This window comes from Rouxiella chamberiensis (assembly GCF_026967475.1).
GTDB lineage: Bacteria > Pseudomonadota > Gammaproteobacteria > Enterobacterales > Enterobacteriaceae > Rouxiella > Rouxiella chamberiensis.
The window spans coordinates 993,939-1,009,349 of sequence record NZ_CP114058.1 but is presented as its reverse complement, the minus strand read 5'-3'; the positions used below and the strand labels follow the sequence as shown (position 1 = coordinate 1,009,349).

Below are 15,411 nucleotides of genomic sequence, written 5' to 3'. Positions count from 1 at the left end.
GACATCACAGGATGTTCAGGCAGGCGGTGCGCAAACTTTCTGTCGCACCGCCTCATGCACTAACTGATAAACAGCTGACGTGGATACTGGGTGAGCCGCTCATAACCGTCTTCGGTAATCGCGATGGTTTCCGACATACCAAAACCGCGCGCCAGCACATAGGTATGGAACGTCATACCCGGTGCAAAGTGCCAGTCACACCCCGGTGCCGCTTCCAGCGGTTCGCCGCCGCTGGGGGCCAGCAGCAGGCCGACCGAATAAAAGGTTTTGTTGGTATAGGTGTCGCGCAAACCTGCCGTCATCACCCCGTCCCGATAGAGCGCATCCGGCAAGCTTGCCGCCACGCCCGGCCGAACTTCTGCCATTGCGGCATCCTGAATGGCAATCAGGCGCTCAACGATGCGGTAGTCCTCATCGCTGGCCTGTCCCACCCGAATCGGGCGCATAAAACGGGCGTGATAATGGCGAACGTTGGGCGTGGTTTCAATCTGCACAATATCGCCATGCGCGAGCACCCGGTCACTGTATCCGCCATGCAGATGGTAGGCACGCTCGCCCGATGACATCACGCCCGGCCCCGGTAAATCACTGCCGGCACGGATCATCGCGCTACAGATTTCCGCCGCCATTTCGCGCTCGCTCACCCCGACCTTGGCCGAGGCGATGGCCGCCGTCATCCCGGCCTCTGCCGCCTTGCCCGCACGGCGCTGATACGCTATCTCCGCCGCGGATTTAATAAAACGCATTTGGGTCAGCATCTGGCTTTCATCGAGCATCAGGGCATCGGGCAAGCCCGCCTTGATGCCGTTAAAGCGCGCCACCGACAGCGGCCAGGCCGCCATTTCAATCGCCAGTCGCGGCGACGCGCCAAGCCGTGAACGAATCGCCTGTACGGCAACGGCGGTTTTATCGTCACTGTCGCTCCACAGCACTCGATCGGCATAGAGACAGGTACTGTCGAGATAATAAGCCTCGACGTCGCGGCAAATTACCGTAGGCTCGCCGCTCGCCGGAATAAGGGCAAATTGAAACGACGAGTAGGCGCGGGTGAAGAATCCGGTAATCCAGGTCACGCTTTCCGGCATAAACGCCAGCATCGCGTCATAGCCCTTCTCCACCAGCTGTTGTTGAACCCGAGCCAGACGCTGGTCATATTCGGCTTTTTCAAACCAGTATTGAGTTTCCACCATGTGTCATCTCCTCGTTCGGTGTTATTGCTGCATGGCAGTGTTGTAGGCTTCGCCCGCCGAAAGGGAGTGCGCCGCCCACCAGTCGATATTCATGAACAGGGCATTGGAGAGGCGCTCCGGCGTCGAAGGCAGCCTGTTCTGCAACGATTTGTCGATAAGCGGAATGGATTTCGGCGTCACCGGGCCGTAGGCAACATATTGACTAAAGCGGGCCTGCACTTCGGGACGAACGATATAGTTGAGGAATTTCACTGCCTGCGCCTTATGCGGCGCGTCTTTCACTATCATGAAATACCCGACCTGCGCCACGGACTGATCCCAGGACATGGCAATCGGCAGACCGCCGTCGATACCGGCCTGAAAGCGCCCATTCCAGCCCAGCGCCATCACGACTTCCCCGCTGCCCAGCGCCTGAACCGGTTGCGCGCCGGCCGACCACCACATGGCGACATAAGGCTTGATCCGGCGGATTTTATTCAAGGCGCGTTCCATGCCCGCCGGGGTATTCAGGGTTTTGTAGACATCCGCAGCGGCGACGCCATCGGCCATCAAAGCGGCTTCCAGCACGGTATCCGGCTTGTTTGGCAGCGTGCGCTTGCCGGGGAATTTCTTCACGTCCCAGAAATCGGCAAAGGTTTTCGGGCCGCCGTTGGGGAATGCCTTGGTGGAATAGCCAATCACGGTCGAGAAGATTTCTGACGGCACGCCATAGTCGTTGCGCGCTTCGGGTAACACATTGCTTTCATCGACCATCTGTGGCGTGATTTTTTCGAACAGACCGCTTTTCGCCCCCTGCATCAGACTCGCGCCACCGGCGGTCACCACGTCCCACTCGACACTTTTGGTATCAACCATCGCCTTGATGCGGGCGATAACCGGATTGGTATCTTCGATAATCTTGATGCCGGTTTCCTGGGTGAAAGGTTTCATCCAGGCTTCGCGGATCCCGTCCTGATAGGCGCCTCCCCAGCTGGCAAACGTCATTTCATCCGCAGCGGCCGCGCCAAGCGGCAACGCCGCCGAGACAAGCACCGCTGCACCGGCAAGCAGGCCGAACAGTTTTACAGGCAATCTGGTCATCATTTTTTCCCTGGTTAAATGGATAAAAATCGTTTGCCGCGCAAAAGGCCTTTGCGCAGGACGATAAGCCGTTAGCTGGACTTATGCGCACTCGACAGGCCGCCTCCCCAAAACACCGGGATGTTGAGTAGCCGTGTCGAGATGCGGGTATCAGGAATGTCGTTTATTCAAAAATGCAGTGATTCGGAAAAGGTCATCAACCCGAAACCAGCCGCGCAAAGCGGGTCAGCAGGGTCTTGGCCGCCGCGGCTTCGTCGGCAGTGGCAATAAGCTCGGCAATATCGCCGCCGTCTTGCTCCATAGTGGCCCGATTTTGCTCGAACCAGTGCGGGGCCTGTTCAAGGGTAATTTCCGGATGGCCCTGAATACCCCAGATGGGTCGATCCTTGTAACGCCAGATCTGGTTGGGGCATAGATCGCTTGAGGCCAGAATAGTCATGTCGGGATGGCTCGCCCGCACCTCGTCGTTGTGCCAGACAAACATATACACCTGCGGCGCGATGCCGGAAGCGATAGGATCGTTGGCCGCGGCGGGCGTGGCCTGCAGCCATTTGTTGCCAATCTCGCATGACGCGCGGCGAAAGACCTGATCTCGACCGCAGAGGGCGGAAGCCAGTATCTGACTGCCAAAACAGACGCCGAGCATCGGAATCCCCTGCGCGGCGGCGTCGACGATAAGGCGATGTTCCCGTTCGATAAACGGAATGTCTTCGTATGCGCCGTGTGGGCTGCCGGAAAGAAAGATTCCGTCATAACCCTTTAAGTCGGCGGGAAATTCGTTCTGATAGGCCCAGAAATGCGCCACGTCCAGACCCCAAGATTCAAAACGCTCGTCCAATCGCGCAATTGTCTGCTGCGATCGGCCATTGTGTAGATAAAGCAGTCGCTTGCGACCCATTTCACCTCCTGACACGCGTTAAGGAACCGCCATTGGCGGCAGAATTTATCGTAAGTCGCGACCCGTCACCGATTGAAAAATGGCATTGCGGGCATTTTCAATGTGCTGCGCCATCGCTTTTGCCGCCCTGTCACCGTCGCCCGCCTCAATGGCATCGATAATCGTAAGGTGCTCAATGCGTCCGGGTTCAAAGCGCGAGGGCACGGTTTCTTTACCAAACATGCGGGTGCGGGTGCGTAACTCACCTAAAAGGCGCAGCAGCAATTTGTTGCCACTGGTTTCGGCGATGCTGAAATGCAGAAAATCGTCAACTTCCCAGTGGTGGCTTGGCGTGGTCTGCTCCGGGCTGCTCATTTTCTCCAGTTGTTGACGAATATCGGCCAGTTTTGTCGCCGACATTCTTCCGGCCGCCAGACGGGCCGCATCGGCTTCCAGCAAGATGCGCACCGACATGATTTCCAGAATTTCTTCAAGCTCCACGCCATTGACCAGCAACGTACGCCCCGAGCGTCGCAGGTAGTGACTGCCCTCCAGTCGTCCAAGCGCTTCGCGAATCGGCGTGCGCGACAACCCGAGCTGTTCCGCCAACCGGCGTTCGCTAACCACTTCGCCATTGGCGAGCGCACCGGACTGAATCATATGCAGCACGGCCTCGTAGGCATTTTTTGTCGACGAAGGTCCGTCAGCCAGCGTCATTTCCGTTGCTTTCATTTTCGCCACCTTGCTTATTTTTTACTCGGCGATCATTTTGTATTCTATTTGTATACCACTTGTCTATTTTAAATTTACGGTCAATCTGCTGCGAACGTCTGCAATCACGTCGCGATGAAGAATGAAATAAGAAAATCTTATTGCGAAGGGGGATTATATCAACACGCGGTTTTAACGAAGCTTTGCTGAACAAGCCCGTAGGTACGGCGCGTTGAGGAAAAAATCAGCAACCTGATGGCGGCGGTAAGCCAGAAGAGGAGCGGGGAATATCGAGGAAAATGGCGTAAACAAGAGATAGGTAATTCATATCGCAAAAGGATGAAAGCCATGGCCCACCCTCTTTTTGTGAATGAGGATGGGCCTTGTGCCACTTAAGCAGAGGGAAAACTAGCTGTCATCGTCAAGCTTGACCACCATCCAGGGCAGCAGGCTTTGCGTTAAAGGCCCGATAAAGAAGGCGAACAGCACGGTACCTATGCCGAAAACTTCTACACCGCCCAACAGCAGGCCCAACATCAGCACGGTGACTTCAATCCCGGTTCGCACCAGCCGCAGCGAAAGCCCCGTCACCCGAATCAGCCCCGTCATCAGGCCGTCGCGCGGGCCGCGCCCCAGTTGCGCGCCGATGTACATAGCAGAACCTAGCCCGCAGAGAAAGACGCCTCCGACGGTAAACGCCAACCGTTCGAGGAAAACGTTCGGTGTATCAAGATGTTGCAAGGTCATGGCCGCCACGGTGCCAATCATGAAGGCATTGGCAAGCGTGCCAAGACCGGGTTTCTCGCGTAACGGGATCCACAGAATAAGCACAATAAAAGACAGACCCACGACCACCCAGCCAAAACTTATCGGCAGATGCCGGGTCAATCCGATGTGCAGGGCATCCCAGGGCGCGAGACCCAGATTACCCCGGATCATCATCGCCATCGAGATGCCATACAGGGTAAGGCCCGCCATCAGCTGAATCAGCCGCCTAAGGAGCTTTCCGGCAATCAATTGTTCTATCGGCCCTAACTGGGCAAGTTGTGTCGTTGTTTTCATGTGACGATAGTACGTATAATTGGCCTACCTAAAAATAGCCAATTACAAAAAAGTGGACTGCATGAGCGACAGTATTTCTGCACGCAGAGTGCGTGAACTCGTGGGCACCTTGTCAGGAAAACCCGTTTACGCCAGCCTTGCCCATGCCCTTACCCTACTCATCGGCGATGGACAAATTCCCGTTGGCGTCCGTTTACCCAGTGAGCGGGAACTGATGCAGGCGCTTGATTTATCGCGAACGACGGTCAGTCGCGCCTATGCTTCACTGCGAGATCTGGGGTACGCCTATGCCCATACTGGTTCGGGAACCTTTACCTCGCTGCCGGGCGGTCGCGAGCGCGTGCGTGACCGCGTGCTGATGCCAAAAGGTGCCGCAGCGAATTCGATTGACCTCAACTGCGCCGCCGACTCGGCCGCATCGGATGTGATGATGGCCTACACGGCCGCCCTATCCGACCTGCCGGCCTATCTCGGCGGGCATGGCTATTTCCCTTCCGGCCTCCCTGTATTGCAGGAGGCGATTGCAAAAACCTATCAGGCTCGCGGACTTGCTACCGATCCGCAGCAAATCATCGTCACGCCGGGGGCATTGACCGCCTTTAGCGTCGTGGTTCGCGCACTTCTCTCTCGTCGTGGAACCGCACTGATTGAGTCGCCGACCTATCCCAATGCCGCCGAGATGCTGAGAGCATCAGGGATAACACTGCATGAAGCGGGCGTCGACAGCCACGGCTGGGATATCGAGGGCATCATGAAGTCCGTGAAGCAGCTTCGTCCCGACCTGGTGTATCTCATTCCGGATTTCCACAACCCTACGGGCGCGGTCATGAGCGCGGCGCAGCGCGAAAAGCTCGGGCGTGCTCTGCATTCACAGAAAACTCTCACCGTGGTGGATGAAACGCACCAGTCTCTGGCCCTCGACGGCCAGCCGATGCCTGACCCTTTTGCCGCGTCGAATCCCGACTGCATCACGCTCGGCAGCATGAGCAAGGCCTTTTGGGGAGGATTGCGAGTGGGCTGGATCCGCGCCCCGCATGCGCTGGTGGAGCGTCTGACCCATTCCAGAATGTCGCTCGACCTCGGCGTGCCGGTGGCCGAACAACTGGCCGCCACCTACCTGTTGAACAAAGGGCCTGTTTCCGCCAGCCATATCGAACGTCTGCGCGTGCAACGCGATGCGCTGATAGCCCTGGTGACGACTCATCTACCGGATTGGCAGTTCATCCGCCCGACCGGTGGATTGGCACTCTGGTGCCAACTGCCTCATCGCGGTGCCACCGCGCTCGCCGCCACACTGGAGGAGAGTCATGTGATTATCTCCCCCGGCCCCGTGTTTTCTCCGAGTGGCGGACTGGATACCTATGTGCGTCTCCCCTGGACTCGGCCGGTGGCAGAACTGGAGCAGGCCGTCATGCGGATTGCGGCAGCCTGGAATACAGGCTTGCACACGGTTTCTCTTGCATCCCCTGCCCGTCGGCGCGGACGTCATCCCGCCATTTAGGCGTGATGCATCGATAATCGGCCCTTCAAGGGGGCAGTACGGATGTGCTCGCTTTTCATAGCCCTTTGACAAGCGCGAGATGATTGTCCTTGAGCAGTTGCAGTAAATCGAGAAGATTGGCATCGGTATTGCCTTTCATCCAGGCCACGCTAAGCGGAAGCCCGGCGACGTTTTCCGGCACCTGAAGCGCGATATATTTCACGCCCGGAAAGCTTTGCCCCTTTAGATAGGCGGGAACAATCGCCAACCCCAGCCCCGCCGAAACCAGATTGACAATCGTGTGCTTTTCATCTGCATATTGCGATATTTTTGGCTGTAACCCTTCTGTTCTAAAGAGGGTCATGGTGAGGTCATGACTATGAGGGCGTAATCTTCTTTCGGGCAGAATCATCGCTTCTTCGGCAAAATCGTGTACAGAGACGCTATTTCTTTCGGCGAGACGATGATGGCAAGGCACGGCCAGCGCGCAATTTTCATGGGTAATCAAACTAAACTCGATAGCGGAATCATATTTTTCCGGCGGCCTGACAAATATGGCATCCAGCCAACCCGATTTAAGACGCGGAATAAGATTAATACTTTTATCTTCCTGTAAATGAATATCCACCTCGGGATGAGACTGGCGATAAATATTAAGAAGTTTGGGTAATAATCCGGAGGCTGCGCTGTCCATTGCACCAATGCGCAGCGGATGTTTTATTTTCTGACCCACCTTTTTGAATTTACTCGACAGCTGATCCGCCAGCGCCACTATTTTGACGGCGTCCTCCAAAAACAGCACGCCCTCCTGCGTCAGCGAGACATTGCGTGTGGAGCGGTTCAGCAGTCGCAAGCCGAATTCTTCCTCCAACAGCCTGATAAACCGGCCAAAAGACGCAGGCATCATCTCCATTTTTTGCGCGGCGTGACCAAAGTGCAACTCTTGCGCCACTGCGATAAAACACCTCAGCTGGTTTAACTCCATACGCCCTCGATTGTATCACTAATTTATATAAATCAGCCCTGATGATAACGCGGCTTTTCTCGGCATACTGAGACTGTGATTACAAAAAAATAACATACCCTACACCCCGAAGAGGATTACCTCCCATGACTAATCACCTGGAAAAAGGGTGATGCGTAAAGTCACATTACGTATCGTGCCCTTTATCATGCTCCTGTATTTCATCGCCTTTATCGATCGGGTCAATATCGGTTTCGCCGCATTGACCATGAATAAAGATCTCGGTTTTTCACCCACGGTATTTGGCCTCGGTGCCGGAATATTCTTTGTCGGCTATTTTCTTTTCGAAGTGCCCTCCAATCTGATTCTGCATAAAGTCGGGGCCAGAATATGGATTGCCCGCGTCATGATTACCTGGGGACTTGTCTCTGCGGGCATGGCTTTCGTACAGGGAACCACCAGCTTCTATGTACTGAGATTCCTGCTCGGCGTCGCCGAGGCGGGCTTCTTTCCGGGCATCATTCTCTATCTCAGCTACTGGTTCCCCGCCACTCGTCGTGCGCAGGTGACGGCGCTGTTTATGGCCGCCGCGCCGCTCTCGACCGTGCTCGGCTCTCCCTTGTCCGGCGCGCTGCTCGAGATGCACGGCATGCTCGGCTATGCAGGCTGGCAGTGGATGTTCCTTATCGAAGCCATTCCGGCGCTTATTCTCGGCGTTGTCGTCCTGTTCTATCTGACCGATCGTCCCGAGAAGGCCCGCTGGCTTGACGATGAAGAACCGGGAGTGGCTGCAAGACAGGATGCAGGCCGAGCAGACTGCCAAGTCCGGCAACGCACATCAGAGCGCCTGGCGTGGATTGGCAGACAAGCGCGTGCTGGCGCTGGCGCTGGTCTACTTCGGCACGTCAGCGGGACTCTACACGCTCGGCATCTGGTCACCGCAAATCATTCACACCCTCGGCGTCTCGTCTCTTGAAATCGGCTTCCTGAATGCAGTTCCGGCCGTCTTTGGCGTCATTGCCATGGTGCTGTGGGCGCGACATTCCGACCGCACGCATGAGCGAAGCTGGCACGTCATCGGCGCCTGCATTCTCGCCGCCGTCGGCCTGTTCTTTGCAGGTAACGCCAGCTCGATGCTGACAGTAATTCTTGCCCTGACGCTGGTCAATATCGGCATCAGCGCCTCGAAACCGCCGCTTTGGAGCATGCCGACGCTGTTCCTGAGCGGTCCGGCCGCGGCCGCCGGTATCGCCGCCATCAACTCTATCGGCAACCTCGGCGGCTTTGTCGGCCCGATGGTGATAGGCATTATCAAGGAGTACACCGGCTCCTTTACCTACGGACTCTATTTTGTCGGCGGGCTGCTGCTCATTTCGGCCCTCGTCGTCCTGTTACTCGCGGCAGGAACCAAAACGCCTCAGGACATCACGCTTCCTCACCCTAAATCACACTAACTATCTGGAGATAGAACATGACTCATTATTCGATTGCAGCCATTCCCGCCGACGGTATCGGTCCTGAAGTGATCTCGGCCGGCATCGAGGTGCTGCGCGCGCTGGAAAAACACAATCCTCAACTGAAATTGACCATCAACACCTTTGACTGGGGATCAGACTATTACAAGGCAAACGGCGTGATGATGCCGGAAGACGGCCTCGCGCAGCTGAAAAAATTCGATGCCATATTTTTCGGCGCGGTAGGCGCGCCCGATGTTCCCGACCACATCACCCTATGGGGCCTGCGTCTGCCGATTTGTCAGGGCTTTGACCAGTATGCCAACGTCCGGCCGACCAAAATCCTGCCGGGGATTACGCCGCCGCTGCGCAACTGCGGGCCGGGAGATCTGGATTGGGTGATCGTGCGTGAAAATTCCGAGGGCGAATATTCGGGCAACGGCGGCCGTGCGCATAAAGGTCTGCCGGAGGAAGTCGGTACCGAAGTGGCTATTTTCACCCGCGTCGGCGTCACGCGCATCATGCGCTATGCCTTCAAGCTTGCGCAGTCGCGTCCGCGCAAGTTCCTGACCGTAGTCACCAAGTCCAACGCCCAGCGTCATGGAATGGTGATGTGGGACGAAATCGCGGCCGAAGTGGCGCTGGAATTCCCGGACGTGAAATGGGACAAGATGCTGGTCGATGCCATGACGCACCGCATGACGCTGCATCCGCAAACGCTGGACACCATTGTCGCAACCAACCTGCATGCCGACATTCTCTCGGATCTGGCCGGCGCGCTGGCGGGGAGTCTGGGCGTGGCACCGACCGCCAACATCGACCCCGAGCGCCGTTTCCCGTCGATGTTTGAACCTATCCACGGTTCGGCTTTCGACATTACGGGCAAAGGCATCGCCAACCCGATTGCCACGTTCTGGACCGCCGCACAGATGCTTGAGCATTTGGGTGAGAAAGAGGCGGCGGATACCCTGATGCAGGGCATCGAACATGCCTGCTCACAGGGTGTGCTCACGCCGGATGTGGGCGGCAAGGCCACTACGGCCGATGTCACGCGCGCAGTGGTCGCCTTTATCGAAGCCCACTCGCCGGTTACCGAGACGGTATAATCATGAACGATAAAGACGCTGCAAAAATATTGCAGGATATCTTTCGCGCCGCCGTCGACAGCGCCCTCCCCGGGCCTGTCGTCCCGCCCGCTCTGCCGGAAAAACCACGGGGTCGCTGTGTGGTCATTGGCGCAGGCAAGGCGTCGGCGGCGATGGCGGCGGCGGTAGACGCGGCCTGGCCGGATGTTGCGTTATCGGGCGTGGTTGTCACACGTTATGGCCACGCGGTGCCTGCCGGACGTATCGAGATTCTTGAAGCGGCGCATCCCGTCGCCGACGCCATGAGCGAAACGGCGGCGACAAGAATCGCCGAAGCGGTACGGAATCTCGGACCCGACGACCTGGTGCTGGCGCTGATGTCGGGCGGAGGATCGGCGCTCATGGCGCTGCCCGTCGCCGGTCTGACGCTGGCCGATAAACAGCAGATTACTCAATCCCTGCTGCTTAGCGGCGCGAACATTCGCGAGATGAATCTGGTGCGTCGCCATCTTTCGGCCATCAAGGGAGGAAAACTGGCGTCTCTTGCCCATCCTGCTCGCGTCGTGTCACTGATTATCAGCGATGTGCCGGGCGATAACCCTTCCGACGTCGCCTCCGGCCCGACGGTCGCCGACAGCAGCACGCCCGCTCAGGCCCTGGCGATTCTGGCACGCTACGCTATTCCCGTGTCGCCGGGGGTCCGAAAAGCGCTGATGGAACAGCAGGAAGACCCTCTTCTGCGCGCGGTACATGCCGACACACGGCTTATCGCCACACCGTCTCTCGCGCTCGACGCCGCCGCCGAGGCGGCAAGAAAACACGGTATCACGCCGCTGATTCTGGGCGATGCGCTCGAGGGTGAAAGCCGTGAACTGGGCATCGTGATGGCGGGCATCGCCAAATCGGTTCAACAGTACGGACACCCCGTGAAAAAACCGGCGGTGCTGTTATCCGGCGGGGAAACCACGGTGACGGTCACAGGCAGCGCCGGTAAAGGCGGCAGAAACACCGAGTTTCTGCTGAGTCTGGCCTGCGCGCTGGATTCGCAGCAGGCTATCTGGGCTATTGCGGGTGACAGCGACGGCATTGACGGCACGGAAGACGCCGCAGGTGCCATTATCTTTCCCGATACGCTCTCTCGCGGCAGACTGGCGGGCCTTACGGCGAGTGATTATCTACGCCAGCACGACAGTTACAGTTTTTTCCATGCGACAGGCGATTTGCTGATGACCGGGCCTACCTTGACCAATGTGAATGATATTCGCGCCATATTAATCCTTTAATACAGTAATAACGGGTATCGCGCCGTAAACGTGCTGGGCGGTTATTACGCGATACCCGATTTAATGCCCTTGCCTCTCAACCTCCTTATCTTCCCCCCAATCCGCCAGCAAAATTCCTCTCTCTTAATTTATGAATCCCGCTCATGACAGTAATCAGGGAAATAAACCGGCACTCTGTCAAAGAGAGATTATCCTTATAAAAGGAGTGCCTTTAAAATAATTACGCCCACGGACTGGCTTCTTTTACCGCCCTCACTCAACACCCGCATCAATAAGCGTCGATAAAATAATTCCGACCTTTGGAGGCCATTAATGAGCAACCCAGACTCGAAACCCGATAAGCAGACAAAAATTGAACAGCAAAATCAGCAAAATAGCCAGAGTGGACATTTTACTTTGAGCCGGCGGGACCTTATCAAGACTGGTGCGGTGTCGGCCGCCGCGCTAACCGCCCCTACGGCCTTCGCCGTCTCCGAACCCGAGCCTGCCCCCACACCCCCACCCGATATTTCTCGCCTAACCCTGCGGGTCAACGGTCAGTCCCGGCAGCTTGAAATGGATACCCGCACCTCCCTGCTGGATGCCCTGCGAGAACACCTTCATCTTACCGGAACCAAAAAAGGCTGCGATCACGGCCAATGCGGTGCCTGTACGGTGATTGTCGATGGCCGCCGAATCAATTCGTGTCTCACGCTCGCGGTTATGCATCAGGATGCCGAGATAACCACCATCGAGGGTCTTGGCACACCCGAAGCCCTGCATCCGATGCAGGCCGCCTTTATCAGGCACGATGGTTTTCAGTGCGGGTATTGCACCTCTGGACAAATTTGCTCGTCGGTTGCCGTCCTGCAGGAGATAAAACAGGGCATTCCCAGCCACGTGAGCAGCAATCTCCTTGCGCCGACGCCCATTTCCGCCGAAGAGCTGCGCGAGCGAATGAGCGGCAACATCTGCCGCTGCGGTGCCTATTCCAACATTCTTGCCGCCATTACCGACGTCGCCGGGAGTCAGACATGAAATCCTTTACCTACGAACGCGCAGGCACCCCCGCAGAAGCCGCGGCCAGTGCGGCGCGTCATCCGGGTGCCAAATTTATTGCGGGCGGCACCAACTTGCTGGATCTGATGAAGCTCGAAATCGAAACGCCCGCGCATCTGATTGATCTCAACGGCCTGAATCTCGACAGCATTCAGCCGACGCCGGAAGGCGGTCTGCGCATTGGCGCGCTGGTGCGTAATACCGACCTGGCCGCCGACATGCGGGTGCGTAAAGAGTATGCGGTGTTGTCGCGAGCGCTGCTGGCGGGCGCATCCGGTCAGTTACGCAATCGCGCCACTACCGCCGGAAATCTACTGCAACGCACGCGTTGTCCCTATTTTTACGACACCAATCAGCCCTGCAACAAACGCCTGCCCGGCAGTGGCTGCGCCGCTATCGGCGGATTTAGCCGTCAGCATGCGGTGGTCGGCGTGAGTGAGGCCTGCATTGCCACCCACCCGAGTGATATGGCGGTCGCCATGCGCCTGCTTGATGCCGAGATAGAAACCGTGCGCCCCGACGGCACCGTGCGCACGTTGCCCATCGCCTCCTTTTACAAGGCACCCGGCAAGACACCGCACCTTGAAAATGCACTGACCCAGGGCGAACTCATTACTGCCGTCACGCTGCCACAACCGCTTGGCGGCGTTCAGCTGTATCGTAAAGTGCGTGATCGGGCCTCGTATGCCTTCGCTCTGGTTTCCGTGGCGGCCATCGTACAACCCGATGGCTCGGGCCGCGTGGCGCTGGGCGGTGTGGCGCATAAACCGTGGCGGATTGACGCCGCCGACGCGGCCGTCTCGCGCGGTTCAAAACCGGTGGCCGATGCGCTGTTTGCCGACACCAAAACCACCCACGAGAATGAATACAAACTGATTCTGGCACAGCGAACCGCTTGCCAGCACGCTGACGGAAGCGAGGGCCGCATCCCATGAAATTTGATACTCCCGCAGGTGACAACCCTATCGACCAGCAGAAGCTCGTCGGCAAACCCTTAAGTCGTATCGATGGCCCGCTGAAAACCACCGGCACCGCGCATTATGCCTATGAGTGGCACGATCAGGTGGAAAACGTCGCCTATGGCTACGCCGTGGGCGCGGGTGTCGGTAAAGGACGCATCGAATCGATGGATATCAGGGCGGCCCGCAGCGCGCCCGGCGTGCTGGCGGTGGTCACTGCCGAGACGGCCGGGCGGCTTGGCAAGGGCGAGATGAACATCGCCAAACTGTTTGGCGGTCCGCTCATCCAGCATTACCATCAGGCCGTCGCACTGGTGGTCGCCGAAACCTTCGAGCAGGCACGTGCTGCCGCCAATCTGGTCGATGTGCGCTATCGTCGCGATCAGGGTGCGTTTGATCTGGCGAAACTCAAGACCCAGATCAACAAGCCGCAAAAGACAAGCCCGACGAGACGCTCGGAAACTTTGCCGAGGCCTTCGCCGCAGCGCCCGTACAACTGGACGCCCTTTACACCACGCCGGATCAATCGCACGCCGCGATGGAACCTCACGCAACCCTCGCCGCCTGGGAAGGAGACAAACTTACCGTCTGGACCTCCAACCAGATGATTGACTGGTGCCGTACCGAACTGGCGACCACGCTGAATATGGATAAAAAAACGTGCGTGTGCTCTCGCCCTATCTCGGCGGCGGTTTTGGCGGCAAGTTGTTCCTGCGCAGCGATACGTTGCTGGCCGCACTGGGCGCTCGCGCGGCGGGCAGACCGGTCAAGCTGGCGCTGACGCGCCCGATGATTGCCAATAACACCACGCACAGACCGGCCACCGTACAGCACATTCGTATCGGTACGGACCGCGACGGCAAGATTCTGGCGATCGCCCATGAAAGCTGGTCGGGCAACCTGCCCGACGGCAAACCCGAAGATGCGGTGCAACAGACCAATTTGCTTTACGCAGGGGCCAATCGACTCACGGGTCTTCGACTGGGAGTGCTCGACCTGCCGGAAGGCAACGCCATGCGCGCGCCGGGCGAAGCGCCGGGCCTGATGGCGCTGGAAATCGCGATGGACGAAATGGCCGAAAAGGTCGGCCTCGACCCTGTCGAGTTCCGTATTCGCAACGATACCCAGGTTGATCCCGTGCATCCCGACCGGCCATTCTCAAAACGGCAGTTGATTGAATGCCTGCGCACAGGTGCCGAACGCTTTGGCTGGGACAAGCGCCACGCCAAACCCGGCGGTCAGCGCGACGGTCAGTGGCTTGTCGGAATGGGCGTCGCCGCAGGATTTCGCAACAACATGGTCATGAAATCAGGCGCGCGTGTGCATCTCGACGCGCAGGGCATAGTCACGGTTGAAACCGATATGACCGACATCGGCACCGGCAGTTACACCATCATCGCGCAAACTGCGGCGGAGATGATGGGATTGCCCATCGACCGTGTCGTGGTCAAGCTGGGCGATTCCGACTTCCCGGTTTCGGCAGGCTCGGGCGGCCAATGGGGTGCCAACAGTTCCACCGCAGGCGTTTACGCGGCCTGCATCAAACTGCGCGAAGCCGTGGCACAAAAGCTGGGCTTTGAGAGCGCCGAAGCCGTGTTCAGCGAGGGCAAGATTACGTCAGGGAGTAAAAGCGCCCCGCTGACCGATGCCAGCCGTGAGGGGACTCTTACTGCCGAAGACACAATGGAATATGGTGATCTGGCGAAAAAATATCAGCAATCCACCTTTGCGGCGCATTTCGTTGAAGTGGGGGTCGATATTGCGACGGGCGAGACGCGAATCCGGCGCATGCTGGCCGTATGTGCGGCGGGTCGGATTCTTAATCCCAAAACGGCGCGCAGCCAGGTCATCGGAGCGATGACGATGGGCATTGGCGCGGCATTGACGGAAGAATTGTCTGTCGACAAGCGGCTCGGATTCTTCGTCAATCACGACCTGGCCGGTTATGAGGTGCCGGTTCACGCCGATATTCCGCAGCAGGAGGTCATTTTCCTCGACGAAACCGATGCTGTCTCTTCGCCCATGAAGGCCAAGGGAGTCGGTGAGTTGGGGTTATGCGGCGTGAGCGCGGCCATTTCCAACGCCGTCTACAACGCCACGGGGGTGCGCGTGCGCGACTATCCGGTTACGCTCGACAAACTGCTCCGCCATCTGCCTGAACTGATTTAAGTCCCGGAATCAAAGCCCGCAAGGCACCTTTTCGGTGTTCCCTGCGGGCTTTTTGGGGC

At 57.8% G+C, this 15,411-nt stretch carries 10 protein-coding genes and 3 pseudogenes; 7 read left to right on the top strand and 6 right to left on the bottom strand.

What is annotated here, in order from left to right:
• Positions 1-59: 59 nt before the first annotated feature.
• From O1V66_RS04790 to yczE, 5 genes are all read right to left on the bottom strand, one after another.
• Positions 60-1,190 carry a M24 family metallopeptidase gene (locus O1V66_RS04790; protein ID WP_045046937.1) on the bottom strand — a complete coding sequence of 377 codons (1,131 nt, stop codon included), beginning with the start codon at positions 1,188-1,190 and terminating at the stop codon, positions 60-62.
• A gap of 21 nt (positions 1,191-1,211) precedes the next feature.
• Positions 1,212-2,273, bottom strand: a complete 1,062-nt coding sequence (locus tag O1V66_RS04785) for an ABC transporter substrate-binding protein (protein ID WP_241481371.1) — start codon at positions 2,271-2,273, stop codon at positions 1,212-1,214.
• 193 nt (positions 2,274-2,466) lie between these two features.
• Positions 2,467-3,168, bottom strand: a complete 702-nt coding sequence (locus O1V66_RS04780; protein WP_045046939.1) for a type 1 glutamine amidotransferase — start codon at positions 3,166-3,168, stop codon at positions 2,467-2,469.
• 45 nt (positions 3,169-3,213) lie between these two features.
• Entirely contained in the window at positions 3,214-3,879 is a 666-nt protein-coding gene (locus tag O1V66_RS04775) for a GntR family transcriptional regulator (RefSeq protein ID WP_045046940.1), read from the bottom strand.
• Between the two features lie 387 nt (positions 3,880-4,266).
• Positions 4,267-4,920, bottom strand: a complete 654-nt coding sequence (gene yczE, locus O1V66_RS04770) for a membrane protein YczE (RefSeq protein ID WP_045046941.1) — start codon at positions 4,918-4,920, stop codon at positions 4,267-4,269.
• A gap of 61 nt (positions 4,921-4,981) precedes the next feature.
• Here yczE and yczR point away from each other — a divergent pair, with 61 nt between their 5' ends.
• Complete coding sequence (gene yczR / locus O1V66_RS04765) at positions 4,982-6,421, top strand: MocR-like transcription factor YczR (RefSeq protein ID WP_045046942.1); 1,440 nt, start codon at positions 4,982-4,984, stop codon at positions 6,419-6,421.
• Between the two features lie 55 nt (positions 6,422-6,476).
• Here yczR and O1V66_RS04760 read toward each other — a convergent pair whose 3' ends face one another.
• Positions 6,477-7,385, bottom strand: coding sequence for a LysR family transcriptional regulator (locus tag O1V66_RS04760; RefSeq protein ID WP_045046943.1), 909 nt, complete (start codon positions 7,383-7,385; stop codon positions 6,477-6,479).
• Between the two features lie 151 nt (positions 7,386-7,536).
• Between O1V66_RS04760 and O1V66_RS04755 the strand changes: the two are divergent.
• From O1V66_RS04755 to paoC, 6 genes and pseudogenes are all read left to right on the top strand, one after another.
• Positions 7,537-8,818, top strand: a pseudogene (locus O1V66_RS04755) (MFS transporter).
• Positions 8,819-8,835: 17 nt separating this feature from the next.
• Entirely contained in the window at positions 8,836-9,924 is a 1,089-nt protein-coding gene (locus tag O1V66_RS04750; RefSeq protein WP_045046945.1) for a tartrate dehydrogenase, read from the top strand.
• 2 nt (positions 9,925-9,926) lie between these two features.
• The gene (locus tag O1V66_RS04745; protein WP_045046946.1) at positions 9,927-11,186 is read left to right on the top strand and encodes a glycerate kinase type-2 family protein; all 1,260 of its coding nucleotides are present in this window, start codon (positions 9,927-9,929) and stop codon (positions 11,184-11,186) included.
• 312 nt (positions 11,187-11,498) lie between these two features.
• Positions 11,499-12,203 (top strand): aldehyde dehydrogenase iron-sulfur subunit PaoA, encoded by a 705-nt coding sequence (paoA, locus tag O1V66_RS04740; protein ID WP_082050963.1) that lies wholly within the window; start codon positions 11,499-11,501, stop codon positions 12,201-12,203.
• Positions 12,200-13,166, top strand: a pseudogene (locus tag O1V66_RS04735) (FAD binding domain-containing protein). Before paoA ends, O1V66_RS04735 begins: the two are co-directional and overlap by 4 nt.
• Positions 13,156-15,352, top strand: a pseudogene (gene paoC, locus O1V66_RS04730) (aldehyde oxidoreductase molybdenum-binding subunit PaoC). Before O1V66_RS04735 ends, paoC begins: the two co-directional pseudogenes overlap by 11 nt.
• Positions 15,353-15,411 lie beyond the last annotated feature (59 nt).

Excerpts from the sequence above, each read along its gene's own strand:
- O1V66_RS04790 (WP_045046937.1), bottom strand. The coding sequence starts at position 1,190 with ATGGTGGAAACTCAATACTGGTTTGAAAAAGCCGAATATGACCAGCGT.
- O1V66_RS04785 (WP_241481371.1), bottom strand. The coding sequence starts at position 2,273 with ATGATGACCAGATTGCCTGTAAAACTGTTCGGCCTGCTTGCCGGTGCA.
- O1V66_RS04780 (WP_045046939.1), bottom strand. The coding sequence starts at position 3,168 with ATGGGTCGCAAGCGACTGCTTTATCTACACAATGGCCGATCGCAGCAG.
- O1V66_RS04775 (WP_045046940.1), bottom strand. The coding sequence starts at position 3,879 with ATGAAAGCAACGGAAATGACGCTGGCTGACGGACCTTCGTCGACAAAA.
- yczE (WP_045046941.1), bottom strand. The coding sequence starts at position 4,920 with ATGAAAACAACGACACAACTTGCCCAGTTAGGGCCGATAGAACAATTG.
- yczR (WP_045046942.1), top strand. The coding sequence starts at position 4,982 with ATGAGCGACAGTATTTCTGCACGCAGAGTGCGTGAACTCGTGGGCACC.
- O1V66_RS04760 (WP_045046943.1), bottom strand. The coding sequence starts at position 7,385 with ATGGAGTTAAACCAGCTGAGGTGTTTTATCGCAGTGGCGCAAGAGTTG.
- O1V66_RS04750 (WP_045046945.1), top strand. The coding sequence starts at position 8,836 with ATGACTCATTATTCGATTGCAGCCATTCCCGCCGACGGTATCGGTCCT.
- O1V66_RS04745 (WP_045046946.1), top strand. The coding sequence starts at position 9,927 with ATGAACGATAAAGACGCTGCAAAAATATTGCAGGATATCTTTCGCGCC.
- paoA (WP_082050963.1), top strand. The coding sequence starts at position 11,499 with ATGAGCAACCCAGACTCGAAACCCGATAAGCAGACAAAAATTGAACAG.